The organism is Collinsella sp. AF29-7AC (genome assembly GCF_003475665.1).
GTDB lineage: Bacteria > Actinomycetota > Coriobacteriia > Coriobacteriales > Coriobacteriaceae > Collinsella.
Window position 1 is genome coordinate 57,165 of the sequence record NZ_QRQX01000005.1, and the last position, 20,511, is coordinate 77,675.

16 protein-coding genes are annotated in these 20,511 nt (G+C 64.0%); 10 read left to right on the forward strand and 6 right to left on the reverse strand.

What is annotated here, in order from left to right; translation table 11 throughout:
• Positions 1–11: 11 nt before the first annotated feature.
• From DWZ15_RS03220 to cobK, 7 genes are read left to right on the forward strand one after another with little or no spacing between them, the layout of a single operon-like run.
• On the forward strand, positions 12–968 hold the full coding sequence (locus tag DWZ15_RS03220) for a histidine phosphatase family protein (protein WP_233544620.1): 957 nt from the start codon (positions 12–14) through the stop codon (positions 966–968).
• Complete coding sequence (gene cbiB, locus DWZ15_RS03225) at positions 968–1,942, forward strand: adenosylcobinamide-phosphate synthase CbiB (RefSeq protein WP_118449335.1); 975 nt, start codon at positions 968–970, stop codon at positions 1,940–1,942. The genes DWZ15_RS03220 and cbiB overlap by 1 nt, the downstream gene beginning before the upstream one ends.
• Positions 1,939–3,162, forward strand: coding sequence for a histidinol-phosphate transaminase (locus DWZ15_RS03230; protein ID WP_158572485.1), 1,224 nt, complete (start codon positions 1,939–1,941; stop codon positions 3,160–3,162). Before cbiB ends, DWZ15_RS03230 begins: the two co-directional genes overlap by 4 nt.
• Positions 3,155–4,654, forward strand: a complete 1,500-nt coding sequence (locus DWZ15_RS03235) for a cobyric acid synthase (RefSeq protein WP_233544621.1) — start codon at positions 3,155–3,157, stop codon at positions 4,652–4,654. The genes DWZ15_RS03230 and DWZ15_RS03235 overlap by 8 nt, the downstream gene beginning before the upstream one ends.
• Positions 4,651–5,166, forward strand: coding sequence for a cob(I)yrinic acid a,c-diamide adenosyltransferase (locus DWZ15_RS03240; RefSeq protein WP_118449341.1), 516 nt, complete (start codon positions 4,651–4,653; stop codon positions 5,164–5,166). The genes DWZ15_RS03235 and DWZ15_RS03240 overlap by 4 nt, the downstream gene beginning before the upstream one ends.
• Positions 5,167–5,808: a precorrin-8X methylmutase gene (locus DWZ15_RS03245; RefSeq protein WP_118449343.1), complete on the forward strand. Its 642-nt coding sequence runs from the start codon at positions 5,167–5,169 to the stop codon at positions 5,806–5,808.
• Positions 5,805–6,578: a precorrin-6A reductase gene (cobK, locus tag DWZ15_RS03250; protein ID WP_118449345.1), complete on the forward strand. Its 774-nt coding sequence runs from the start codon at positions 5,805–5,807 to the stop codon at positions 6,576–6,578. The genes DWZ15_RS03245 and cobK overlap by 4 nt, the downstream gene beginning before the upstream one ends.
• Before the next feature lie 192 nt (positions 6,579–6,770).
• On the opposite strand, the gene DWZ15_RS03255 is transcribed toward cobK, so the two are convergent.
• The 6 genes from DWZ15_RS03255 to metK form a co-directional block, all read right to left on the reverse strand.
• Positions 6,771–7,985 (reverse strand): ABC transporter permease, encoded by a 1,215-nt coding sequence (locus DWZ15_RS03255; RefSeq protein WP_118449347.1) that lies wholly within the window; start codon positions 7,983–7,985, stop codon positions 6,771–6,773.
• Positions 7,982–8,755, reverse strand: coding sequence for an ABC transporter ATP-binding protein (locus DWZ15_RS03260; RefSeq protein ID WP_118449349.1), 774 nt, complete (start codon positions 8,753–8,755; stop codon positions 7,982–7,984). Before DWZ15_RS03260 ends, DWZ15_RS03255 begins: the two co-directional genes overlap by 4 nt.
• Entirely contained in the window at positions 8,755–10,176 is a 1,422-nt protein-coding gene (locus DWZ15_RS03265) for an efflux RND transporter periplasmic adaptor subunit (RefSeq protein WP_158572486.1), read from the reverse strand. Before DWZ15_RS03265 ends, DWZ15_RS03260 begins: the two co-directional genes overlap by 1 nt.
• Before the next feature lie 132 nt (positions 10,177–10,308).
• Positions 10,309–12,033: a L,D-transpeptidase gene (locus DWZ15_RS03270; protein WP_158572487.1), complete on the reverse strand. Its 1,725-nt coding sequence runs from the start codon at positions 12,031–12,033 to the stop codon at positions 10,309–10,311.
• Positions 12,034–12,182: 149 nt separating this feature from the next.
• Positions 12,183–13,790: an L-serine ammonia-lyase, iron-sulfur-dependent, subunit alpha gene (gene sdaAA / locus DWZ15_RS03275; protein ID WP_118449355.1), complete on the reverse strand. Its 1,608-nt coding sequence runs from the start codon at positions 13,788–13,790 to the stop codon at positions 12,183–12,185.
• 311 nt (positions 13,791–14,101) lie between these two features.
• Positions 14,102–15,382 carry a methionine adenosyltransferase gene (gene metK, locus DWZ15_RS03280; protein WP_118449357.1) on the reverse strand — a complete coding sequence of 427 codons (1,281 nt, stop codon included), beginning with the start codon at positions 15,380–15,382 and terminating at the stop codon, positions 14,102–14,104.
• A gap of 403 nt (positions 15,383–15,785) precedes the next feature.
• On the opposite strand from metK, the gene gltX reads away from it, so the two are divergent.
• From gltX to def, 3 genes are all read left to right on the forward strand, one after another.
• Entirely contained in the window at positions 15,786–17,261 is a 1,476-nt protein-coding gene (gene gltX, locus DWZ15_RS03285) for a glutamate--tRNA ligase (protein ID WP_118449359.1), read from the forward strand.
• A 271-nt stretch (positions 17,262–17,532) separates the two neighbouring features.
• Positions 17,533–19,926: a primosomal protein N' gene (priA, locus tag DWZ15_RS03290; RefSeq protein WP_233544627.1), complete on the forward strand. Its 2,394-nt coding sequence runs from the start codon at positions 17,533–17,535 to the stop codon at positions 19,924–19,926.
• A gap of 18 nt (positions 19,927–19,944) precedes the next feature.
• Positions 19,945–20,481: a peptide deformylase gene (gene def, locus DWZ15_RS03295; RefSeq protein ID WP_118449363.1), complete on the forward strand. Its 537-nt coding sequence runs from the start codon at positions 19,945–19,947 to the stop codon at positions 20,479–20,481.
• The last annotated feature ends 30 nt before the right edge of the window (positions 20,482–20,511 follow it).

Consider the following 20,511-nt stretch of genomic DNA (forward strand, 5'->3'; position numbering starts at 1 on the left):
AGAGGACCTTCGTGCGCGAAAAACTCGGGTTCGCGGCGGACGATTTCGTCGACGCGGCGCAGCTTGCGGAGGGCGGCGTGCCCGCGGCTTTTGCCGGCCGCGTCGCATACCGTGCTGAGGAACTCGTACGCGCGCTCGACGCTGACCGGGCGCTCGAGCGGCTGATCGGCTTCGACGCAGTGATTCTGCCCTTGGTCGGCTCGGGGGTCGTCCCCATGAGTGCGGAAGACGCCCAATGGCGCGAGCGCGCGGGGCGCCTGGGATGCGCGCTCGCTGCGCGCGCCGACGTCGTCGTGCGCATGACGTGCGGGATTCCCCAGGTCATCAAAGGAAACCTTGCCGATGCACCTCGAGGGACGCAGGGCGCGGGTGCGCTTTTGGAAGTCGTCTTCGTGCGCCATGGTGCCACGGCGGGCACGGAAGACCATCGCTACAGCGGGGCGGGCACCGACGAGCCCCTGTCGAGTGCGGGCGAGCGCGCTTTGCGCGACCTCGCGTGCGATCGTGACGTGTTCCGTGTTATCACGAGCGGCATGGCCCGCACCGACCAGACGGCGCGCATCCTCTTCCCGAACGCGGAGCTTATGGCGTGCCCCGGTCTGCGCGAGATGGATTTCGGCGACTTCGAGGGGCGAAGCGCCGCCGAGCTTAAAGAGGATGCGCGCTATCGCGCCTGGGTAGACTCCTGGTGCGAGACGCGCTGCCCGCATGGCGAGGGCAAGAGCGATTTCACCCGCCGCGTCATCGCGGCGTTTCGGGAGGCGTGCGAATCGGAGCGCGCCCAGGGGAGTGGGCGCGCCGTCTTCGTCGTTCACGCGGGTACCGTGAAAGCGCTGCTCTCCGAGCTAGCTGTCCCGAAAATGGGATACTTCGACGTGCATACCGAGCCGGGCGGCGCATGGGCCGCCACTTGGGATGGGCGCTGCCTTCGCGACGTTCGCCCCGCTTCGGGGGGCGATGCCCGGTGATGACGATTCTTGCCGTCGCCGCCGGGTTCGCGGCCGACCTTGCCTTCGGCGACCCGCGCTGGCTTCCCCATCCCGTCGTCGCCATGGGGCGCGCGATCGCGTGGGCCGAAGGCCGCCTGCGGGGCGCATTCCCGCAAACGTCCGCGGGCACGCGCGCCGCAGGGCTTGTGCTCGCCGTGGCGCTTCCGCTTGCGTGTGGGCTTTTGACCTGGGGAATCCTGCATCTTTGCGGCATGGTTCACTCCGGCTTGCGCTTCGTGGCCGAGGCATGGGCGAGCTATCAGATTCTCGCGGCATGCGAGCTGCGCCGCCAGAGCCTGGCCGTTGCCCGCGCGTTCTCGAAGGGCGGACTTGTCGCGGCGCGCGAAGCCGTCGGGCTCATCGTGGGACGTGACACGTCTGTTCTCGACGAGCAGGGCGTCGCGCGCGCCGCCGTGGAAACGGTGGCGGAGAACGCGAGCGACGGTGTCATCGCGCCGCTTTTCTACCTTATGATCGGGGGTGCGCCTTTGGGCATGGCGTACAAGGCGGTGAACACGCTCGACAGCATGGTGGGCTACAAAAACGAGCGCTACATCGACTTCGGCTGCGCCTCGGCGCGCCTCGACGATGCGGTGAACTGGATTCCCTCGCGGTTATCGGCCCTGTTCATGATCGCCGTGTGCCCGATCGTCGGGCTCGACGCGCGCGGGGCGGCGCGCATCTGGCGCCGCGACAGGCGTCGCCATGCGAGCCCGAACGCGGCGCAGACCGAGTCGGCGTGCGCGGGTGCGCTCGGACTGCGCCTGGCAGGACCCGCGGTGTATTTCGGCAAGCTCGTTGAGAAACCGACGATAGGCGACGCGTCCCGCGAAATCGAGTGGGGCGACATCGCCCGGGCGACAAGGCTCATGCTCGCCGCGTCCGTATGCGCGCTCGTCGTCTTCGGCGCCGCGCGCGCGGCGGTCGTGCTCGCCGTGGGGGCGATGGCATGAGGAAAGACCACGCCGCGCCCCGGGCTGCCGGGGGAATCCTGCGCGCCCGCACGCATGGGGGCAGCGCGCAATCGCTCGGCATCGCTTGCGAAGGGGGTGCCTCCGACCTCATTGACTTCTCGGTGAACGTGAATCCGGCAGGCCCCTCGCCGCGCGCCGTCGCCGCAGCTTGCAAGGCGCTTTCTCGAATCGACGCCTACCCCGATAGGGAAAGCCGCGCCCTCGTTCGCGCGCTAGCGCGCGACCAGGGCATTCCCGAAGATACTATCGTCTGCGGCGCGGGCGCGTCCGACATCATCTGGCGGCTCGCCGCGGCGGTGCGCCCGAAACGCATCGTCGTGTGCGCGCCGACGTTCTCTGAATATGCGGAGGCGGCATCGTACTACGGCGCATGCGTGCAGGAGTTCCCGCTCTCCGAAGCGGACGACTTCGACGTGCCCGCCTCCTTCGCCCGCGCGATCGAGGGGCCGGGAGACGTGGCGTACCTCTGCAATCCGAACAACCCGACGGGGCGCCTCGTCGACCCCAGCGTGATCGAGGCCGCGGCTTGCCGCTGCGAGCAGGTGGGCGCGCTGCTCGTCGTGGACGAGTGCTTCCTCGGATTTGCGCCCGACGCCCGCGAAAGGAGCGTGGCCGCACGCGCCGCGTGTTCGCGCCATGTGGCCGTGCTCTCCGCGTTCACCAAGCTCTACGGAATGGCGGGGTTGCGGTTGGGATATCTGATCAGCGGAAACGCCCAACTCATCGAGGGGATTCGCCGGGCGGGGCAGGCGTGGCCCGTCTCTTCGGTCGCCGAGGCCGCGGGTATCGCCGCCCTGGAAGACGTCGAATACGTCTCGCGCACGCGCGATGTATTGGAGGGCGAGCGAGCGTGGCTTTCCCACGAGCTCTCCTCGCTCGGGCTTTCCGTCGTGCCGTCGGATGCGAACTTCCTTTTAGTCCGCACGCCGGCGAAAGACATCCCCGAGCGCCTGTATGATCAGGGGGTTTTGGTCCGCACGTGCGACTCGTTTTCGGTACTGTCCCGTTTCTGGTGCCGCGTCGCGGTGCGTACGCGCAAGGAGAACGCCCGGCTTGCGATGGCGTTCGGCCGTGCGCTTCGGGCGGAAGACGCATCGGGCGAAGGCGAACCCGACGAACGGGGCGGCGCTTCTTTCAGCGGCGCTATGGCGGGCGCGGATGGCCGAGGCTTGGCGAAGGAGGTCGATACCCGTGGGTAGGGCCAAGCCCATCATGATCCAGGGCACCATGTCGAACGCGGGGAAGAGCCTGCTCGCGGCGGGGCTGTGCCGCGTGCTTTCGCAGGACGGCCTGCGCGTGACTCCCTTCAAGAGCCAGAACATGGCACTCAACAGCGGCGTCACGGCCGACGGGCTCGAGATGGGGCGCGCCCAGATCATGCAGGCCGAGGCGTGCGGCATCGCGCCCGACGTGCGCATGAACCCCATCCTGCTCAAGCCCGAAAGCGGCCACCGAAGCCAGCTCATCGTGGCCGGCAAGGCGCAGGGAGCCTTCGCTGCGAGGGACTACTTCGCGCGAAAGAAGGCGCTCATGCCGCAGATTTTGGAGGCGTTCGATTCGCTCGCGGAGGAAAACGACGTCATCGTCATCGAGGGCGCCGGCAGCCCCGCCGAAATCAACCTTGCCGAAAATGACATCGTCAACATGGGGCTCGCGCGCGCCGTGTCCTCCCCCGTGCTGCTTGCGGGCGACATCGACCCGGGCGGGGTATTTGCCCAGCTCTACGGCACGGTCGCGCTCCTTGCGCCCGAGGACCGCGCGCTTTTGCGGGGGCTTGTGGTGAACAAGTTCCGCGGCGATGTGGAAATCCTGCGCCCGGGTTTGGCCCCGCTCGAGAAGATGTGCGGAGTTCCCGTCGTGGGGGTCGTGCCGTATCTTACGCTCGACCTTGACGACGAGGACTCGCTCGCGCCGCGCCTATCTGCCCGCGAGGCGCGCGGCGTCATCGACGTCGCCGTCGTGCGCCTTCCGCATCTGTCGAACTTCACCGACTTCGACCCGCTTTCGCGCGTGCCCGGCATGGGCGTGCGCTACGTTTCCTCGACGACCGATCTGGGCCGACCCGACCTGGTGGTGCTTCCCGGCTCGAAGACCACGCTCGACGACGCGCGCTGGCTTGCGGCTAGCGGCATCGGAGCCTGTGTACGCGCGCTTTCGGGCGCGGGCACGCCGGTGCTTGGCATATGCGGAGGCTACCAGCTTTTGGGAGACGAGCTTTCCGACCCGCACGGCAGGGAAGGCGCTGGTACCGCGCGCGGGCTCGGGCTCATCCCTGCAAGTACGGTGTTCAAGGAGGAAAAGTGCCTCGCCCAGTCGGAGCTGCGCATCACGGGCGCCCAAGGCGCGTTCTCGGTGTGGAACGGCATGACGGCGCGCGGGTACGAGATTCACGACGGCGAAACGACCGTCTCCTGCGCCCCTGCGGGCACGATTGGCGGCAAACCAGAAGGCGCGGCCTGCGGAAACGTGTTCGGAACCTATCTCCACGGCCTGTTCGACGAACCGGGGGTGGCGCTCGCTCTCGCGCGCTCGCTCGCGCGCATGCGCGGCCTGCCCGAGAGCGTCGTGGGTGCTGCGGGCGCAGCGTCCGCAGCCGATCACCGTGCGCGCGAGTTCGACCGCCTGGCCGACGTCGTGCGCGGGGCGCTCGACATGGAGTATGTCTACCGCATTATCGAGGAGGGCGTATGATCCACGTGTATCATGGCGACGGCAAAGGCAAGACCACGGCGGCGATGGGCCTCGCCCTTCGCATGCTCGCCGCAGGCCGCCGCGTCGTCGTCGTGCAGTTCCTGAAAGACGGCGAAAGCGGGGAGGCGCGCCTGCTCGCCGAGCATTTCGGCGTGCCCTTGTTCGCGGGGAAGGTGTCGGACAAGTTTACCTGGTCGATGACGTCGGAAGAACTTGCCGCGACGTGCGAGCTGCACGATGGGAACCTCGCTTCCGCGCTCGCCGAGCTCGAGGGCGCTCGGGAGGGGCTGCTCGTGCTCGACGAGGCGCTCGACGCGCTTTCGAAGGGGCTTGTCGACGAGGCGCTCGTGGACCGCGCACTCAATATGTCCGCGCGCGGCGTCGAAGTAGCGCTCACCGGGCGCGCGCCTTCCCGCAAGATCTTGGAGAAGGCCGACTACATAACCGAGATGCGGTGCGAGAAACACCCCTACTCTCAGGGGATATGTGCAAGGGAAGGAGTGGAGTACTAGATGGATTCCAAGGAGATGGCGCCCGGCGACATCGAGCGGCGCAGCTTCGAGATCATCACCGAAGAGCTCGGCGGCCGCACGTTCCCGCCGCTCGAAGGGCCCGTCGTGAAACGCGTCATCCACACCACTGCCGACTTCTCGTACGCCGATTCCCTCGTGTTCACCCATGACGCCGCGCACTGTGCGCTCGACGCACTGCGTGCAGGGGCCACGGTGCTCACCGACACGAACATGGCGCTCGCAGGCATAAGCAAGCCCGCGCTCGCGAAGCTCGGCTGCAAGGCCGTGTGCTACATGGCCGACCCTGATGTCGCCGCGGCTGCGCGCGCCGCGGGCACGACTCGCGCCGTTGCGAGCATGGACAAAGCTTGCCGCATCGAGGGTCCGCTCATCGTGGCCGTCGGCAACGCTCCCACAGCACTTCTGCGCCTCGCCGAGCTCATGGACGTGGGGAAGATCGCGCCCGCGCTCGTCGTTGGGGTGCCGGTCGGGTTTGTGAACGTGGTCGAGGCGAAAGAGGAGCTACTCGCACGACGCGTGCCGGCCATCGTCGCGAGGGGTCGCAAGGGCGGCTCGACCGTGGCGGCTGCCATTATGAATGCGCTGCTCTACCAGATCACGCGCCCAGGCGGCCCGAAGTGACGGCGCCCGCATCCGCGCCGGCGCTGCGCATCTTCGCCGGCACCACCGAGGGCCGCCTTCTGTGTGAATGGGCGAGCGGGGCGGGCATCCCCGCCCGTGCCTACGCGGCAACCGAGTACGGAGGCGAGCTTTTGGGTGAGCTTCCGGGCATCGAGGTGCATGCGGGCAGGCTCGACGATGCCGACATGGAGCGCGAGCTTTCCGGCGCGCGTATCGTCGTTGACGCCACGCACCCCTTCGCTACGCTCGCAAGCGACAACATCCGGGCCGCTTCGCTCGCCGTGGGTGCACGATGCCTGCGCCTTGCGCGCCCGGTCGAGGCGCTGCCCAAAGGCGTCGTGCCGGTCGCGTCGATCGCCTGCGCGGCGCGCTTTCTCTCCGAGAACCCGGGTCGCGTTCTTCTCACGACGGGGAGCAAGGAGCTTGCTCCCTACACGCGCGTCGCCGATTTCGCGGAGCGCTTCTTCGTGCGTGTGCTCCCGCTGCCCGGTGCTATAACGAAGTGCATCGACGCGGGGTTTTCGCCGTCGCACGTCATCGGCATGCAGGGGCCCTTCACCCGCGAGCTCAACGAGGCGATGCTTCGGCAGGTGGGCGCCCAGTGGCTTGTGACCAAGGACTCGGGAACCGTAGGCGGCACGGCTGAGAAGCTCGCCGCAGCGCGCGCCGTGGGAGCGCGCTGTATCGTGGTCACCCGTCCCGCCGAGGGAGGCGGGGCCCTTTCGCTTCGGGAAGTGGAAGATGCGCTCTTACGGGAGTTCGCGCGCTAGGCGCTCGCCGCGCCTGCGAGGAGGATCGCCTCGAGCAAGCTCGACCCGTACAAGCCCGTCATCCACCAATAGCTCGAGGACGCCCGGAACTGGCGCAAACAGCCCTTCAATAAGTTGCGGTGAAATAGTGTCTGTTTTTGCTGCTAGATAGCATATTCAGTCCCTAAATCACCGCAACTTGTCGGTGGTGGCTTACTGGTAGCGTAGGCACTCCACCGGGTCGAGCTTTGCCGCGCGTCGAGCGGGGTAGAAGCCAAAGATTACGCCGATGCCGACGGAGACGGCGAAGGCCAGCAGCACCGTGGCGATTGAAAAACTCGGGGTGATTTGCCCGCTGGCACCGAGCTCGCCAAGAATCCCGGATCCGGAGGCAAACGTCGCGAGGCCCCAGGCCAGCAGATAGCCTATCAGGACACCCAGCAGGCCACCGGTGACGCACAGCGCCGAGGACTCGGCCAAAAACTGCGCGGTGATATCGCGACGACTGGCGCCCAGAGCGCGACGGATGCCGATCTCGCGGATGCGCTCAGTCACGTTGGTGAGCATCATATTCATAATACCGATACCGCCGACAAGCAGCGAGATACTGGCGACAGCACCCATGATGAGCGAGAAGGCGCCCATAAAGGAATTGAGGGAGTCGATAGCGCTTTTCATGGAGGTCGCCGATACACTGTCGTACTCATCATCCTCCGCGATGCCCTTCATCGCGCGCACCTTGGACTCGATGGTCTTGCAGAGCTCATCCATGTCCGTGCCCTCGGCGGCAAGTGCCGTCACGCTGGGGAATGAAGGATTCTCGTCGCCAAATAGGCCGGAGATGGTTTCGCGTGGCATATACAAAGTGAGCGAGCCCATGGAGTCGCTGCCGCCATCAATCACGCCTACAATCTGCACCTCACCGTTGGACACTTTGATGGTTTTTCCCAGCGCATCCTGTTCGTTGCCGTAAAGCTGATCGGCGCCGCCGCGGCTGATGAGCGCCACGCGCGAGCCTGCCTTTGACTCGACATCGGTGTAGGTGCGCCCCGCAACGAGCTTACTGGCACCCACGGCGTCGAGCATGTCGCTATCGACACCCTGTGCCATGACGGTATAGCTTTTATCGCCGGTCTTGTACTCGGTATACGCGCTTTTGACAATGCCGATCTGTTCTATCTGCGGCACCAGTTTTTTAAGCTTCTGGACGTCAGAATCAGAGAGTTCTTGGGACGAATAGATCTGAACCATGCGAGCTGCGTTGAGGCCCAGGCTGTTGACCAAGCTGTTTTGGATGCCGCCGATGAGCGAAGTCATGGCAATGACCGAGGCGATGCCGATGACAATGCCCAGGATGGTGAGCAGGCTGCGCCCCTTGTTGGCCTCGAGCGAGTGAAGGGCTTCCTGGATAAGATCGCGGGCGCTCATGCCATCACTCCTTTCGGCGGGTTGGCGGAGGCGGAAATCATGGGCAGGCTATCTACGGCGCTGCGTAGGGTCCGCGGTGCATGCGGAATATACGCGCCGTCGTGAATGCGACCGTCGCGGATGGTCACGGCACGGTCGGCCTCGGCGGCGATGCCGGGGTCGTGTGTGATAAGCACGATGGTTTTGCCGCGCTCCTGGAGCTTGTGGAAGGTTTCCATGACGAGCGCTCCCGTGGCGGAGTCCAGGTTGCCCGTCGGCTCGTCGGCCAAAATGATGGGTGGATCGTTGACAAGGGCGCGCGCGATGGCGACGCGCTGCATCTGGCCGCCCGAGAGCTCGGATATGCGGTGGTCCCAGTGGTCGACGGGCAGCGTGACGGCCTGCAGCGCGTGTACGGCGCGCATCTCGCGCTGGCTGCGCGGCACATTGGTGTAGGACAGCGGCAGCATGACGTTTTCGAGCACCGTCAGGCGCGGCAGCAGGTTGAAGCTCTGAAAGACAAAGCCGATGCTCAGCGCTCGCACCTCGGTGAGCTCGTCATCGTCGAGCTCGGCGACGTTGAGCCCTTGCAGGAAGTAATCGCCCGCCGTCGGTTTGTCCAGGCAGCCCAGGATGTTCATGAGCGTCGACTTGCCCGAGCCCGAGGGGCCGGTGATGGCAACGAACTCACCGGGGTCTACTGCCAGGCTCACGTTATGCAGGATGTGGGCGCAACCGGCCTCGCTCTCAAAGATGCGGTGCACGTTGCGGATGTCGATGACGGGACGCATTACTTGCCCTCGTCGGCAGGCATGTTGTCGCCGCCGTCTGCCGTCATGCCTGTGCCGGTATCCGTCACGATGGTGTCGCCGTCGCGTAACTTGGTAACCGGGACGTCTGGGTTGATCTCGTTGCCCTGGTCGTCGCGCTTGACCTGCGTCTTACCGACTACAGCCTCGTTGTCGTTTTGCGTCACGACGGTCACCTTCACGCGGCGCGTCTTCTTGCCTTCCGAATCGGTGGCCAGATTGACGTAATAGTGCTCGCCGTCTTCGGTCATCAGCGCCATGGTCGGCACCATAACCACGTCGTCGAGCTTCTCGGTCACTACCGAGACCTCGGCAGTCATACCCGGCTTAAGGCGACTGTCAGGTGCTTCGATGAGGATGTCGACGTTAAAGGTCACACTGCCGCCGCTCCCGGAGGAGGAGTCGGAGTTTGCCACCGAGGCGATAGCCGTGACGGTGCCCTGGCTCACGATGTCGGGAAACGCGGGATAGGTCACGTTGGCGCTTTGGCCCACGGCAATTTTGGCGATATCCTTTTCGCCCACCTGAACCGTCACCTTCATCTTGGACAGGTCGGCGATCTGCATGCACTGCTTGCCGCCGCTCGTATCGCTTTCGCCCATGATCATGCCGCCTGTTACCGTGGCGCCCACCTTGGCGTTGAGCTCAACGATGCTGCCCGAGCTCGGGGCCGTGACCGTACGGCTGGCGGCCTTGGCGTTCGCCTGATCGAGGTTTGCCTGGGCCGATGTGAGGCTGCGCTGCGCGGCCGATACGGCGTTCGTGTCCGCTGATGCGGCGGAGATGCCAGCCGCTGCGGAAGCTCCGTCGACGTCCGTCGTTGGGTTGGCCTGCGCGGCAGCTGCGGCTTTCTGCGCGTTGGCGAGGTCTTCTTGAGCGGCTGCAACTGCACGCTGCGCCTCGGCAACGTTGCGATCGAGCTCGTCGTTTTTAATGGTCATAAGCACGTCGCCCTCGTTTACGGATTGGCCTGCCTGCACGTTGATCGAATCGACCGTGCCGTCGACAGAAGGGGAGACCACTGAGGACGAAATGGGTTTGAGCTGGCCTTTCGCTTCGACCGTTGTGCTAAACGTGCCCTCGGTCACCATGTCGGTCGCAGGCCCGCTATCGCCCTGTGGCTGCGAATTGATAACCAGGGTTGCGACAATGGCAATGAGTGCGATGGCACCCACGACGCCGGCGGCAATACCGCGTCGAATCAGCTTTTTGCGTCGACGTTCGGCACGTTTTGCCCTGAGCTTGGCATATGCCTCTTCATCGGTTATCTCGGCCGCATCGTTCGTGCGTCCGCTCTCCTTGTCGGCATGTACGTCTGTGATCAGAGGAAGCGTTTCGGTGGCACCTTCGGGCGTGTGCTCGGTATCATCCGGGCCCGTGGTGATGTTGGGGACATTCGGCATAGCGTCTCCTTTATAGAAAGAACCTTGATAAGTATATGCGCCCGCCGGTTGGGGCAGGCGCATAGGACGGTATCTTTCGGAATTGTTAGATTGGTCGCAGCAGTTGCATGTTGTATGATTGCGCGCGTTGCACTACGAGTGGACAACCACGCACAGGCCGACTTTGATGCAATCGTGCAGCGCCTTGGCGTCGGCCAGGCGAAGGTTGATGCATCCGTGGCTGCCGCACCACTTGTAGGAGTTGGGATCGTCGAAACTCTTGTCGTTTTGCCACGTTGCATCGTGGAAACCGACCATGTTTCCCTCAAACGGCATCCAATAGCTGACCGGGCTCTCGTATTTTGGCTTGCCGGTCTCGGGGTCCTTGGCACCGATGAGCTTGCTGGCGCCATTGTTGCTGTTGATCTGCCATACGCCCTCGGGGGTGGCGTCCTCTCCCGGCTTGCCGGAGATAAAGTTGGCCTCCCACACGATATTGCCGCCCTCGTCGTAGTAGCGCGCGTGCTGCTCGGACAGATCGACATCGACGTATGCCTTCCAGTCGGGCTCTCCCTTTGCAGTAAAGGTGTCGGCCTTCTGGGAGTACTTGATCTCGATTTCGCCGGTCTGCTTGTTGTTAATGGCGTCCTCGACCTGCTTGGCGAGCGAGGTGCTGTCGATGGACCAACCAAAGTCGCCGCCTTCGACGGCGCATTGCTTGCCATCGGCGCGCGTCCACCAGCGAGTGGAGCCCACGGTGTTAAAGCCGTTGGCGAGCTCGGCTGCCCAGCTGCTGATCTGCGACGTATCGAGCGTGGGGTTGGCCGGATCGGCAAAGCTGATCCACTGCAACACAGAGCTGCCATCAACCTTGCCGGCATCCTCGCCGTTGAGCTTGAGGGTCACGTTGACGCCCAGGAAGTTGTTGGCGGCATCGCATGCGGCCTGAATCTGATCATCGGTCAGCGTTCCATTGAGCGGCTCATAGGCATCGTTGCCGAGCTTGGAAAGGTCTACGGTCTCGGACAGCGAGGCAAGCTCGAGCTCGGCATACTTAATGACATGCTCGCGGTCGAGTTTTTCGTTGGAGCGCGCCTTCTCGACGGTAAACTTGCCGGCCTGCTCGTCATAGGAGCTATTGGCCTCGAACGTGCCCGAACGCCCCTCGTTAAACTCGTCGATGGCGGCGCCCAGATCCTCCTCAAACTTCTTTTGGTCAAAAGTGTCGGAGAGCATGGACAGGTCGACGTCTTGATCAAGATCGACTTCGTTGGAGGTAGCGGTTGTTTTGGTCTTGCCACTTAAGGATTCCATAAGGCGGACCGGCCATACAAAGGCTTCGTTGTGGTTGATGATCTCTATTGCGGCCGCTTCGCCGTCGACGATGGGCTCATCGGACTCGGGCTGATAGGTCCAGCTAAAGTCATCGCCCGCCACGGTGAGCTTATAGTGCTTCCACGCCGAGTTGACCTTGGTGGCGGCAGACGAAGCGTTTGAGAACGAGACGTCGACGCCGGCGATGGTGGTGTTGGGGTAGGCTACCTGCGAAAACGCTACGACGCCTACGATATAGACAATGACGATAAGACCCAGGAGGACAAAGAGCGTCGTCTTTTTGCCCGACTTATTGTTCCCGGTGGGTTTGCGCGCGGGGCCGCGATCGCCTCGACCGTGCTTGGGGGGCTGCTTGGGCGTATTGCCGTTTGCCTGGCGCTGCTGACGTTGCTGGCGCTGCTGGTTCGGGCGTTGCGAAGCGTTTGCCGCACCACGCTGCTGACCGTGGCTCGGCGCGATAGGACGCGGCGACTGAACGCCGCCGGTGTGCCTGCTTGGCTGCTGCGGATCGGGAATCAGTTGAGTTCGATCGTTTTGCGACATCGTGTGCATATCCTTCGAATTTCGCCTTGCGGCTCATCGTGTTTTTACTGGGCTTGCATTATAGCGATTACCTAGTTGATTGTGGTATGGAAACGGTGGCATTCAAAAGAGGTGGGACATTTGTCCCACCTTCGAGTCGTTCTTTGTCGCTATCCGCACACACCGCATTTTGCACAGGCCGAAAGTGCGGCCGGAGCCTGTGCGATGCCGCCCTTTGCCGTCTCGCGCAGCGTGGCCGGCAGGGCGTGGCCAACCGAGAGCATGACGTGTGCCATCTGGTCAAACGGCACCAGGCTCTTAATGCCGGCGAGGGCGAGTTGTGCGGAGCTAAAGGCGGCTGCCACGCCGATGGCGTTGCGGTTTTGGCAGGGCACCTCCACGAGGCCACCGACGGGGTCACAAACGAGGCCCAGCAGATTACTTAGCGCGATGGAACTGGCGTCGAGCGCCTGCTCGGGTGTGCCGCCGAGCATCTGCACCAGCGCGGCGGCAGCCATGGCGGCGGCGCTTCCCACCTCGGCCTGGCAGCCGCCCTCGGCGCCGGCGACGCAGGCGCTCGTGGTGAGGTTGAGGCCGATGGCTGCTGCGCAGTAGAGCGCGTCCATCACCTGCTCGTCGTCGAGCTGCAGGTCGTCGGCGAGTGCCAGCACACAGCCGGGGACGACGCCCGCGGATCCTGCCGTCGGAGCTGCGACGATTACGCCCATCGTGGCCGAGCGCTCGAGCACGGCCATGGCGCGGGCCACGGCGTCAGTCTGGACGGCGCCCATTAAATTGGAGCTCAGGTCGTTGCGGCCGGTGGCATCGACAAGCTTGGCCTCGCCGCCGATAAGCCCGCCGAGCGAGCGCTGCGGATTGACGATAGGGGCCGTGGTCTCCTCGCGCATGACGTCGAGCACGCGGCGCATGGCGGCGACGGCGTGGGCCTCGCCGGTCAGGCGCGCCTCGCGAACGGCCATGACGGCGCCGATGCTGAGCCCCAGTTCCTCGCACGCATCGAGCAGCTGCTCGCCGTCGTCGAAGATTTCCTTGGCCGAGACGCCGGGGGAGAGCGACGAAGCAGAACCGGGGAGCTCGATAAAGGTCGCGTAATCGACATTGTCGAGCTTACGCAGCATCGGGACAACAGTGTCGTCGGGCGCGCCGTCGGTCTCAAAGACGGAGTAGGCCTGGCCGCCCACTTCGGTGCGGTAGGTGCGGCAGAAGGCGATGTTCACGTGTGCGTAGGCGAGCAGGTTGGTGAGCGCGGCGAGCACGCCGGGGACGTCCTTGTGCGCCACGAAGAGCGTTGAGTACATGCCCGAGATGTCAACGCCGACGCCGTTAATGCGGCTGATGCGCATCTTGCCGCCGCCCAGGCTCTCACCGCGGACCTGTGCCGTCGCACCCGTGTCGTCGACCATGTCAATGTCGACGGTGTTGGGGTGGATGGAGGCGTCGTCGCCCTTGATGTCAAAGTGATATTCGAGGCCCTGCTCGCTTGCGAGGTCAAAGGCCTGCTTGATGTTCTCGTCGTCGGTGTCGAGGCCCAGGATGCCCGCGACGAGCGCACGGTCGGTACCGTGGCCGCGGTAGGTGTGGGCGAAGGAGTTCCACAGCTCAAAGGTGACTTTGGTGATGCGGCCTTCCAGCAGGCTGGCGGCAACTTGGGCGCACCGCAGGGCGCCGGCGGTGTGCGATGAGCTGGGGCCGACCATGACGGGCCCCAAGATTTCGAATGCCGAGGTCGTAGCTAGTGTTTGCGGCTTGCCTGCCATGGGTGCTCCTGTTCTATCCCGTCGTTCCGAGGGCTTTGGTATTTGGTCGCCTGCTCTACAGTCCTGACTCGCACGGAGGCCACATTAAGTGGCCTCCGGCTCGTGCGGAACTCGCGATCGACCAAATACCAAAGCCCTCGGAACTTAGGATACATGGTAGGGGCACGCTTGCTGCAAAATTCATCAGCTGGGAACCTATTCTGCGTCCCATGTCGACTCATCTTCGCCACCGGTTAATAAAAAAGAGGTACCGGTTGTTCCGGTACCTCTTTTTGGCGTGTTTCTATTTGGCTGTGGCTTTTCTCGTAAGCCTACAGGCCACAGGCTGCTTTGAGTTCTTCGACTCGGTCGGTATTCTCCCAGGTGAAGTCGGCGTCTTCTCGGCCGAAGTGACCGTAGGCTGCCGTCTTTTCGTAGATGGGGCGACGCAGGTCTAGGTCGCGGATGATTGCGCCCGGGCGCAGATCGAAGGTCTTCTCTACTGCCTCAACGATCTTGTCCTCGGCAACATGCGCGGTACCGAAGGTGTCGACCATGATCGACAACGGCTTGGACACGCCGATAGCGTAGGCAAGCTCGACTTCGCAGCGGTCGGCCAGGCCGGCGGCGACCACGTTCTTGGCGACCCAGCGCGCGGCATACGCGGCGGAGCGGTCAACCTTGGTGCAGTCCTTGCCGCTAAAGGCGCCGCCGCCGTGACGGCCGTAGCCGCCGTAGGTGTCGACGATGATCTTGCGGCCGGTGAGGCCCGTGTCGCCCATGGGGCCGCCCACGACAAAGCGACCGGTGGGGTTCACGTAGATGTCCGCGTTGTCCCACGGCATGTTCTCGGCGGCCATGACCGGGGTGATGACGTGTTCGATGAGGTCGGCCTTGATCTTGCCCATGTCCTCAATCTCGGCGGCGTGCTGCGTGGAGATGACGATGGTCGTGACCTCCACGGGCTTGCCTTCCTCGTAGCGCACGGTGACCTGGGTCTTGCCGTCGGGGCGCAGGTAGGGCAGGGTTCCGTCATGGCGCACGGCAGCCAGGCGCTCGGCCAGGCGGCTTGCCAGGTAGTGCGGCATGGGCATGAGGGTCTTGGTCTCGTTGGAGGCATAACCGAACATCATGCCCTGGTCGCCGGCGCCGATCAGGTCGATCGGGTCGGTGGTAGCGCCGGTCTGGGTCTCGAAGGACTCGTCAACGCCCTGGGCGATATCGGGCGACTGCTCGTGGATGAGGCTCATAACGCCGCAGGTGTCGCAGTCAAAACCGAACTTGGCGCGGTTGTAGCCAATGCGGCGGATGACGCCGCGGGCGATTTCCTGTACGTCGACGTAGGCCTGGGTGCGAATCTCGCCGGCGACGATGACCGTGCCGGTGGTCACGAGGGTCTCGCAGGCGCAGCGGACGTTCTCCACGTTGGCGGGCACACCGTTGGGCGCAATATAGCCCTGCTCCTGCAGCTCTATTTCTTTGGCGAGGATTGCGTCGAGGACGGCGTCACTGATCTGATCAGCGATCTTATCGGGATGACCTTCGGTCACCGACTCCGACGTAAAAACAAAGGACCCGTGTTGGGGTGGGATGGAACGAAGTTCTTCTGACATGATTGTCCTTTCAAAAACGTGTCCCGGCGACCGTTACCATTCCGCCGGGCTCTCTATGCAAGGGCACATCATAGCGCGTAATTCAAACATTCACACGCTTTCCGCACCTACTCATTGGGGACAGACTTAAATGACCAGCCAATAGGAACGCTCTTACGGCACCTGGGGACGTTCCTTATGTGTCGGCACTTGGGGACGGTCCTTTTCTGCCGGCAGTTTAGGAACGTCCCCAAGTGACGGCAGTTTGGGACACTCCTGTTCAGTCAGCTTCGAAGAACGTCCCCAACGAATGGTCATTTAAGTCTGTCCCCAATGAGTGGGTCGGTGCCCTTTGTGCGGAGGTGGGCATTGTTGCTTTATACTGATGCGGTTAGACATCCATCCTGCAATCGAGGAGATTTCCATGGCATCAGACGTTCGCGTCCGCTTTGCACCCTCACCGACGGGCAAGCTGCACATCGGCGGCGCCCGCACCGCTATCTATAACTGGGCTTTCGCCCGTGCAAACGGCGGCACGTTCATCCTGCGCATCGACGACACCGACCCCACCCGCTCTACCGACGAGAACACGCAGATTATCCTGCGCGCCATGCGTTGGCTGGGCCTGGACTGGGACGAGGGTCCCGAGGTGGGCGGCGATTTTGGCCCCTACGCCCAGACCGAGCGCCTGGACCTGTACAAGCAGGCCGCCCAGAAGCTTTGGGACGAGGGCAAGGCCTATCCCTGCTTCTGCACCAAGGAGCAGCTCGACGCCGATCGCAAGGCCGCGCAGGAGCGCAAGGACCCCTTCCAGGGCTATCAGCGCCGTTGCCGCGACCTTGATCCCGAGGAGGCCCGCCGTCGCATCGAGGCCGGCGAGTCCTACGTCCTGCGCATCAAGGTGCCCGAGGACCGCGGCGACGTCGTCATCCACGACGCCGTTCACGGCGAGGTGACCTTCGACGCCAAGGAGCTTGACGACTTCGTCATCTTCCGCTCCGACGGCACGCCCACGTATAACTTCGCGACCGTCGTCGACGATGCCATGATGAAGATCACCCATGTCATCCGCGGCGACGACCACCTGTCAAACACCCCGCGTCAGGTCATGGTCTACGAGGCCATCGGCGCGCCCGTGCCCACGTTCGCCCACATCTCCATGATCCTGGGCGCCGACGGCAAGAAGCTCTCCAAGCGCCATGGCGCCACCTCGGTGGAGGAGTACCGCGACGCCGGCTACCTTTCCGACGCCTTCGTCAACTACCTGGCGCTGCTCGGCTGGTCGCTCGACGGCGAGACCACAATCATCCCGCGCGATGTCTTGGCCAGCAAGTTCTCGCTCGACCGCATCTCCAAGAACCCGGCGACCTTCGACCCCAAGAAGCTCGACTGGGTCAATGCCGAGTACATCAACGGCATGTCCGATGCCCAGTTTGCCGACGAGATCATGGTCCCCGAGCTGCACGAGGCGGGTCTCATCGAGGGCAACGTCGAGTACGGCGAGGATTGGATCGATGCGCTTGCCGCCATCGTCAAGCCGCGCACCAAGATGCCGGCCGACGCCGTGACCGTCGCCGCTCCCATCTTTGCTACGGCCGAGACGCTCGAGTATGACGAGAAATCCGTCAACAAGGGCCTGGCCAAGGAAGGCATGGGTGCCATCCTGGACGCCGCCAAGGCCGCGCTCGAGGGCGTGGACGAGTGGACTGCCGAGGCCATCGACGCCGCGCTTGAGCCGCTGCCCGAGCAGATGGACCTTAAGAAGCGCGTGGTGTTCCAGGCCGTGCGCGTCGCCGTTTGCGGCAACATGGTGAGCCCTCCGCTGGGCGAGACCATGGCGCTCGTCGGCCGTGACGACTGTCTGGCGCGTATCGACCGCGCCCGCGCGATGGCGCTGTAGTCGCTGCGCAAACGTTTGTATCCGAGCCCCGTTCACCCCGAGCGGGGCTCTTGTTTCTGTACCGATGAGTGGGTTGCTGGGACAAAATAATCAGTGGTGTTTGTCCCATGTTCGAGCGACGCAACAAGCTCGACACTCGTATCGGCCATGGGACAAACACCACTGATTATTTTGTCCCACCCCTTTCAGGTCCGTTCGTTAGAGGTGGTGTATGGCTCAACAACTGTCGCTGTTTGGTTCACCGGAACCGGAGGAGTCTCCGGTGAAGCTCATGCCTGCCGCTGCCTCGGCTCAGCCTAAGCCTGCACCTGAGCCCATCGCTGCCTACGCGAGCGTGGTTCTCGACATTCCTACCCGAGCGCTGTCCGAGCCATTCGCCTACGGCATTCCCGAGTCCCTTGCCAACGAGGCCCAGGTCGGATCGACGGTCCTGGTCCACTTTGGCAACCGTGCCGCCGCAGGCTACATCGTCGATATTGCGCCCGAGCTGGGCGACCTGCAAGGCAACAACGCCCTTGACCTTTCGCGCATCAAGCCTGTCGAAGCCATCCTCAGCAAACCGCTCTTTACCGCCGAGGCTGCACGCATTGCGCGCTGGATGAGCCACGAGTACGTCGCAACGCTTTCCGAGTGCCTGCGCCTGTTTTTGCCCCCGGGCGGCAGTCCGCGTGTGGTCAAGGGTGACGACGGCGTGTGGACGGTTGAACGTCCAGCCGTCAAACCCATCCAAAATCGCTGGGTCATGCTCACGCCCGAAGGCTTCGACTATACGCCGCCCAAGACCGCGGTCCGCCAGCGCCAACTCATCGAGGCGCTCCAGTGCGGCCCGGTCACGACGCGCGACCTCAACCTTCTCTATAACAGCATGTCGGCGACCATCAAGGCGCTCGAAAAACGCGGCGTCGTGGTTGTGGAGGAGCGCCGCGCCTGGCGTGGCTGCAGCGAGCAGACCACGCTGTCCTCGGCGAGCGGCAAGGCCCCGATGGCACTCACCAACGGTCAGCGACAGGCCCTCGCGCAGATTGAGCGCGCACGCCTTGACGCTCACGGCGACGTGGTCCTAGTCGATGGCGTCACTGGATCCGGCAAAACCGAGGTCTACCTTTCCGCCATCGAGCGCGTACTCGCAGCCGGTCGCTCTGCCTGTGTGCTGGTACCCGAGATTTCGCTGACAGCCCAGACCGTCGGCCGCTTCCGCTCGCGCTTTGGCGAGACGGTCGCCGTGTTCCATTCGCGGCTTTCGGCCGGCGAGCGCCTGGACCAGTGGGATATGGTTGCCAGCGGTGCGGCCCGCGTGGTCGTCGGCGCTCGCTCGGCGCTCTTTTGCCCGCTTGGCGACCTGGGCCTCATCATCATCGACGAGGAGCACGAGACTAGTTACAAGCAGGGCTCCAGTCCGCGCTACCACGCGCGCGAGGTGGCGGCCGAGATGGCGCGGCGCTACCGCTGCCCGCTCGTGTTGGGCTCCGCCACGCCTTCTGCCGAGGCCCTGGACCGCTGCCGCCGTGGCACGTATAACGGTGCCACCTGGACGCGCGTTGAGATGCCCGAGCGCCCGGGACACGCCGTGCTGCCTACTGTCCGCATCGCCGACCTGCGCCGTGAGTTTTCACACGGCAGCCGTTCCATGTTTTCAAAACCCTTGATGGAGGGCTTGGAGCGTGTGGTCGAGCGCCGCGAGAAGGCCGTGCTGCTGCATAACCGCCGTGGCTTTGCGCCGTTTTTGATGTGTCGCGAGTGCGGCTGCGTGCCCACCTGCAACCACTGCTCCACCGCGCTTACGTATCACGAGCGCACGCACACGCTGCAGTGTCACACATGCGGTTCGTCTTGGCGCGTGCAGCCGTATCCCGCGCCCACGAGTCGCTGCCCCAAGTGCGGCAGCCGCTACCTGGCAAAAATGGGGCTGGGCACGCAGCAGATCGAGGACGCGCTGCACCAGATGCTGCCCGAGGACGTCGCCATTATTCGCATGGATGCCGATTCCACGCGCGGCAAGGATGCGCACAAAAAGCTGCTCGAGCAGTTCGATGCGGCCGATTGCGCCGTGTTGCTGGGCACCCAAATGATCGCCAAGGGTCTCGACTTTCCCGAGGTCACGCTCGTGGGCGTGGTCAATGCCGACTTCGCCCTCAAGCTGCCGGACTTCCGCGCAGGGGAGCGCGCCTACGATCTGCTGGAGCAGGTCGCCGGTCGTGCCGGTCGCGGTGATCGCCCTGGCGAGGTTATCATCCAGACCAACCTGCCCGATGACCCGGTCATTCGCGCCGTTGCCGAGCACGACCGTTCGATCTTTACCGACTACGACCTGGACCAGCGCCGCGACGCCCTGTATCCGCCGTTCGTGCGCTTGGCCAACATCTTGGTATGGTCGACGAACGCGGATGACGCGCGGGACTACATCGGCCGCATCGCAAAGCTCCTCAAGCGCCGCTGGCACGCCGCCGCGCCCGACTTTTTGCGGGCGGGGAGCGCCGTGCCGCAGGTGCTGGGCCCGGCTTCGTGTGTAATCGAGAGAGCCAAGGACCGTTACCGCTTCCATCTGCTTGTGAAGTCGCCCGTGGGGTACCATGTTTCTGATGATATCGACGCCTGCCTCAAAGAGGTGGGCTCCGTGCGCGGCGTGAGCGTGAGCGTTGACGTCGACGCTTATGATTTGATGTAACAACCCGAAAGGATGGCCATGGAAGCCAACGGAATCGTACTGTCGCCCGACCCTCGTCTGCGCCAGGAGTGCGCCGTCATCGAGGAGATCACCCCGGCGATCGAGGCGCTTGCCGAGAAGATGAAGAAGATGATGTTCGACAACGGCGGTTGCGGCCTTGCTGCCCCGCAGATCGGTGAGCTCATCCAGCTCGTCACCATCGACTGCGACTACACCGACAAGAACGACTATGACCCGTACGTGCTCATCAACCCCGTGATCGTGGAGCAGAGCGACCATCTGGTGCCGTTTAGCGAGGGCTGCCTGTCCATCCCTGGCATTAGCTGCGAGATCGAGCGTCCCGACCATGTCGTCGTCGAGGCGTACGACTTGGACGCAAACCTGATTCGCTATGAGGCTTCGGGCGATCTGTTCTGCGTGTGCCTGCAGCACGAGATTGATCACCTGCATGGCAACACCATGTTCGAGCGACTGAAGCCGATGCAGAGGATCAAGGCCGTCAAGGAGTACCAGGACGCCCTGGCCCGCGGCGCTCGACCGGGCGAGACGGAGTAGGTTTGTCCGTCCCCGGGGCGCCCCCCCCTA

What these genes read in the sequence shown, in the direction of transcription:
- DWZ15_RS03270 (WP_158572487.1), bottom strand. Translation starts at nt 12,033, where the DNA reads ATGTCGCAAAACGATCGAACTCAACTGATTCCCGATCCGCAGCAGCCA.
- def (WP_118449363.1), top strand. Translation starts at nt 19,945, where the DNA reads ATGGAAGCCAACGGAATCGTACTGTCGCCCGACCCTCGTCTGCGCCAG.
- cbiB (WP_118449335.1), top strand. Translation starts at nt 968, where the DNA reads ATGACGATTCTTGCCGTCGCCGCCGGGTTCGCGGCCGACCTTGCCTTC.
- metK (WP_118449357.1), bottom strand. Translation starts at nt 15,382, where the DNA reads ATGTCAGAAGAACTTCGTTCCATCCCACCCCAACACGGGTCCTTTGTT.
- gltX (WP_118449359.1), top strand. Translation starts at nt 15,786, where the DNA reads ATGGCATCAGACGTTCGCGTCCGCTTTGCACCCTCACCGACGGGCAAG.
- DWZ15_RS03255 (WP_118449347.1), bottom strand. Translation starts at nt 7,985, where the DNA reads ATGAGCGCCCGCGATCTTATCCAGGAAGCCCTTCACTCGCTCGAGGCC.
- DWZ15_RS03240 (WP_118449341.1), top strand. Translation starts at nt 4,651, where the DNA reads ATGATCCACGTGTATCATGGCGACGGCAAAGGCAAGACCACGGCGGCG.
- sdaAA (WP_118449355.1), bottom strand. Translation starts at nt 13,790, where the DNA reads ATGGCAGGCAAGCCGCAAACACTAGCTACGACCTCGGCATTCGAAATC.
- priA (WP_233544627.1), top strand. Translation starts at nt 17,533, where the DNA reads ATGCCTGCCGCTGCCTCGGCTCAGCCTAAGCCTGCACCTGAGCCCATC.
- DWZ15_RS03265 (WP_158572486.1), bottom strand. Translation starts at nt 10,176, where the DNA reads ATGCCGAATGTCCCCAACATCACCACGGGCCCGGATGATACCGAGCAC.
- DWZ15_RS03230 (WP_158572485.1), top strand. Translation starts at nt 1,939, where the DNA reads ATGAGGAAAGACCACGCCGCGCCCCGGGCTGCCGGGGGAATCCTGCGC.
- DWZ15_RS03260 (WP_118449349.1), bottom strand. Translation starts at nt 8,755, where the DNA reads ATGCGTCCCGTCATCGACATCCGCAACGTGCACCGCATCTTTGAGAGC.
- DWZ15_RS03245 (WP_118449343.1), top strand. Translation starts at nt 5,167, where the DNA reads ATGGATTCCAAGGAGATGGCGCCCGGCGACATCGAGCGGCGCAGCTTC.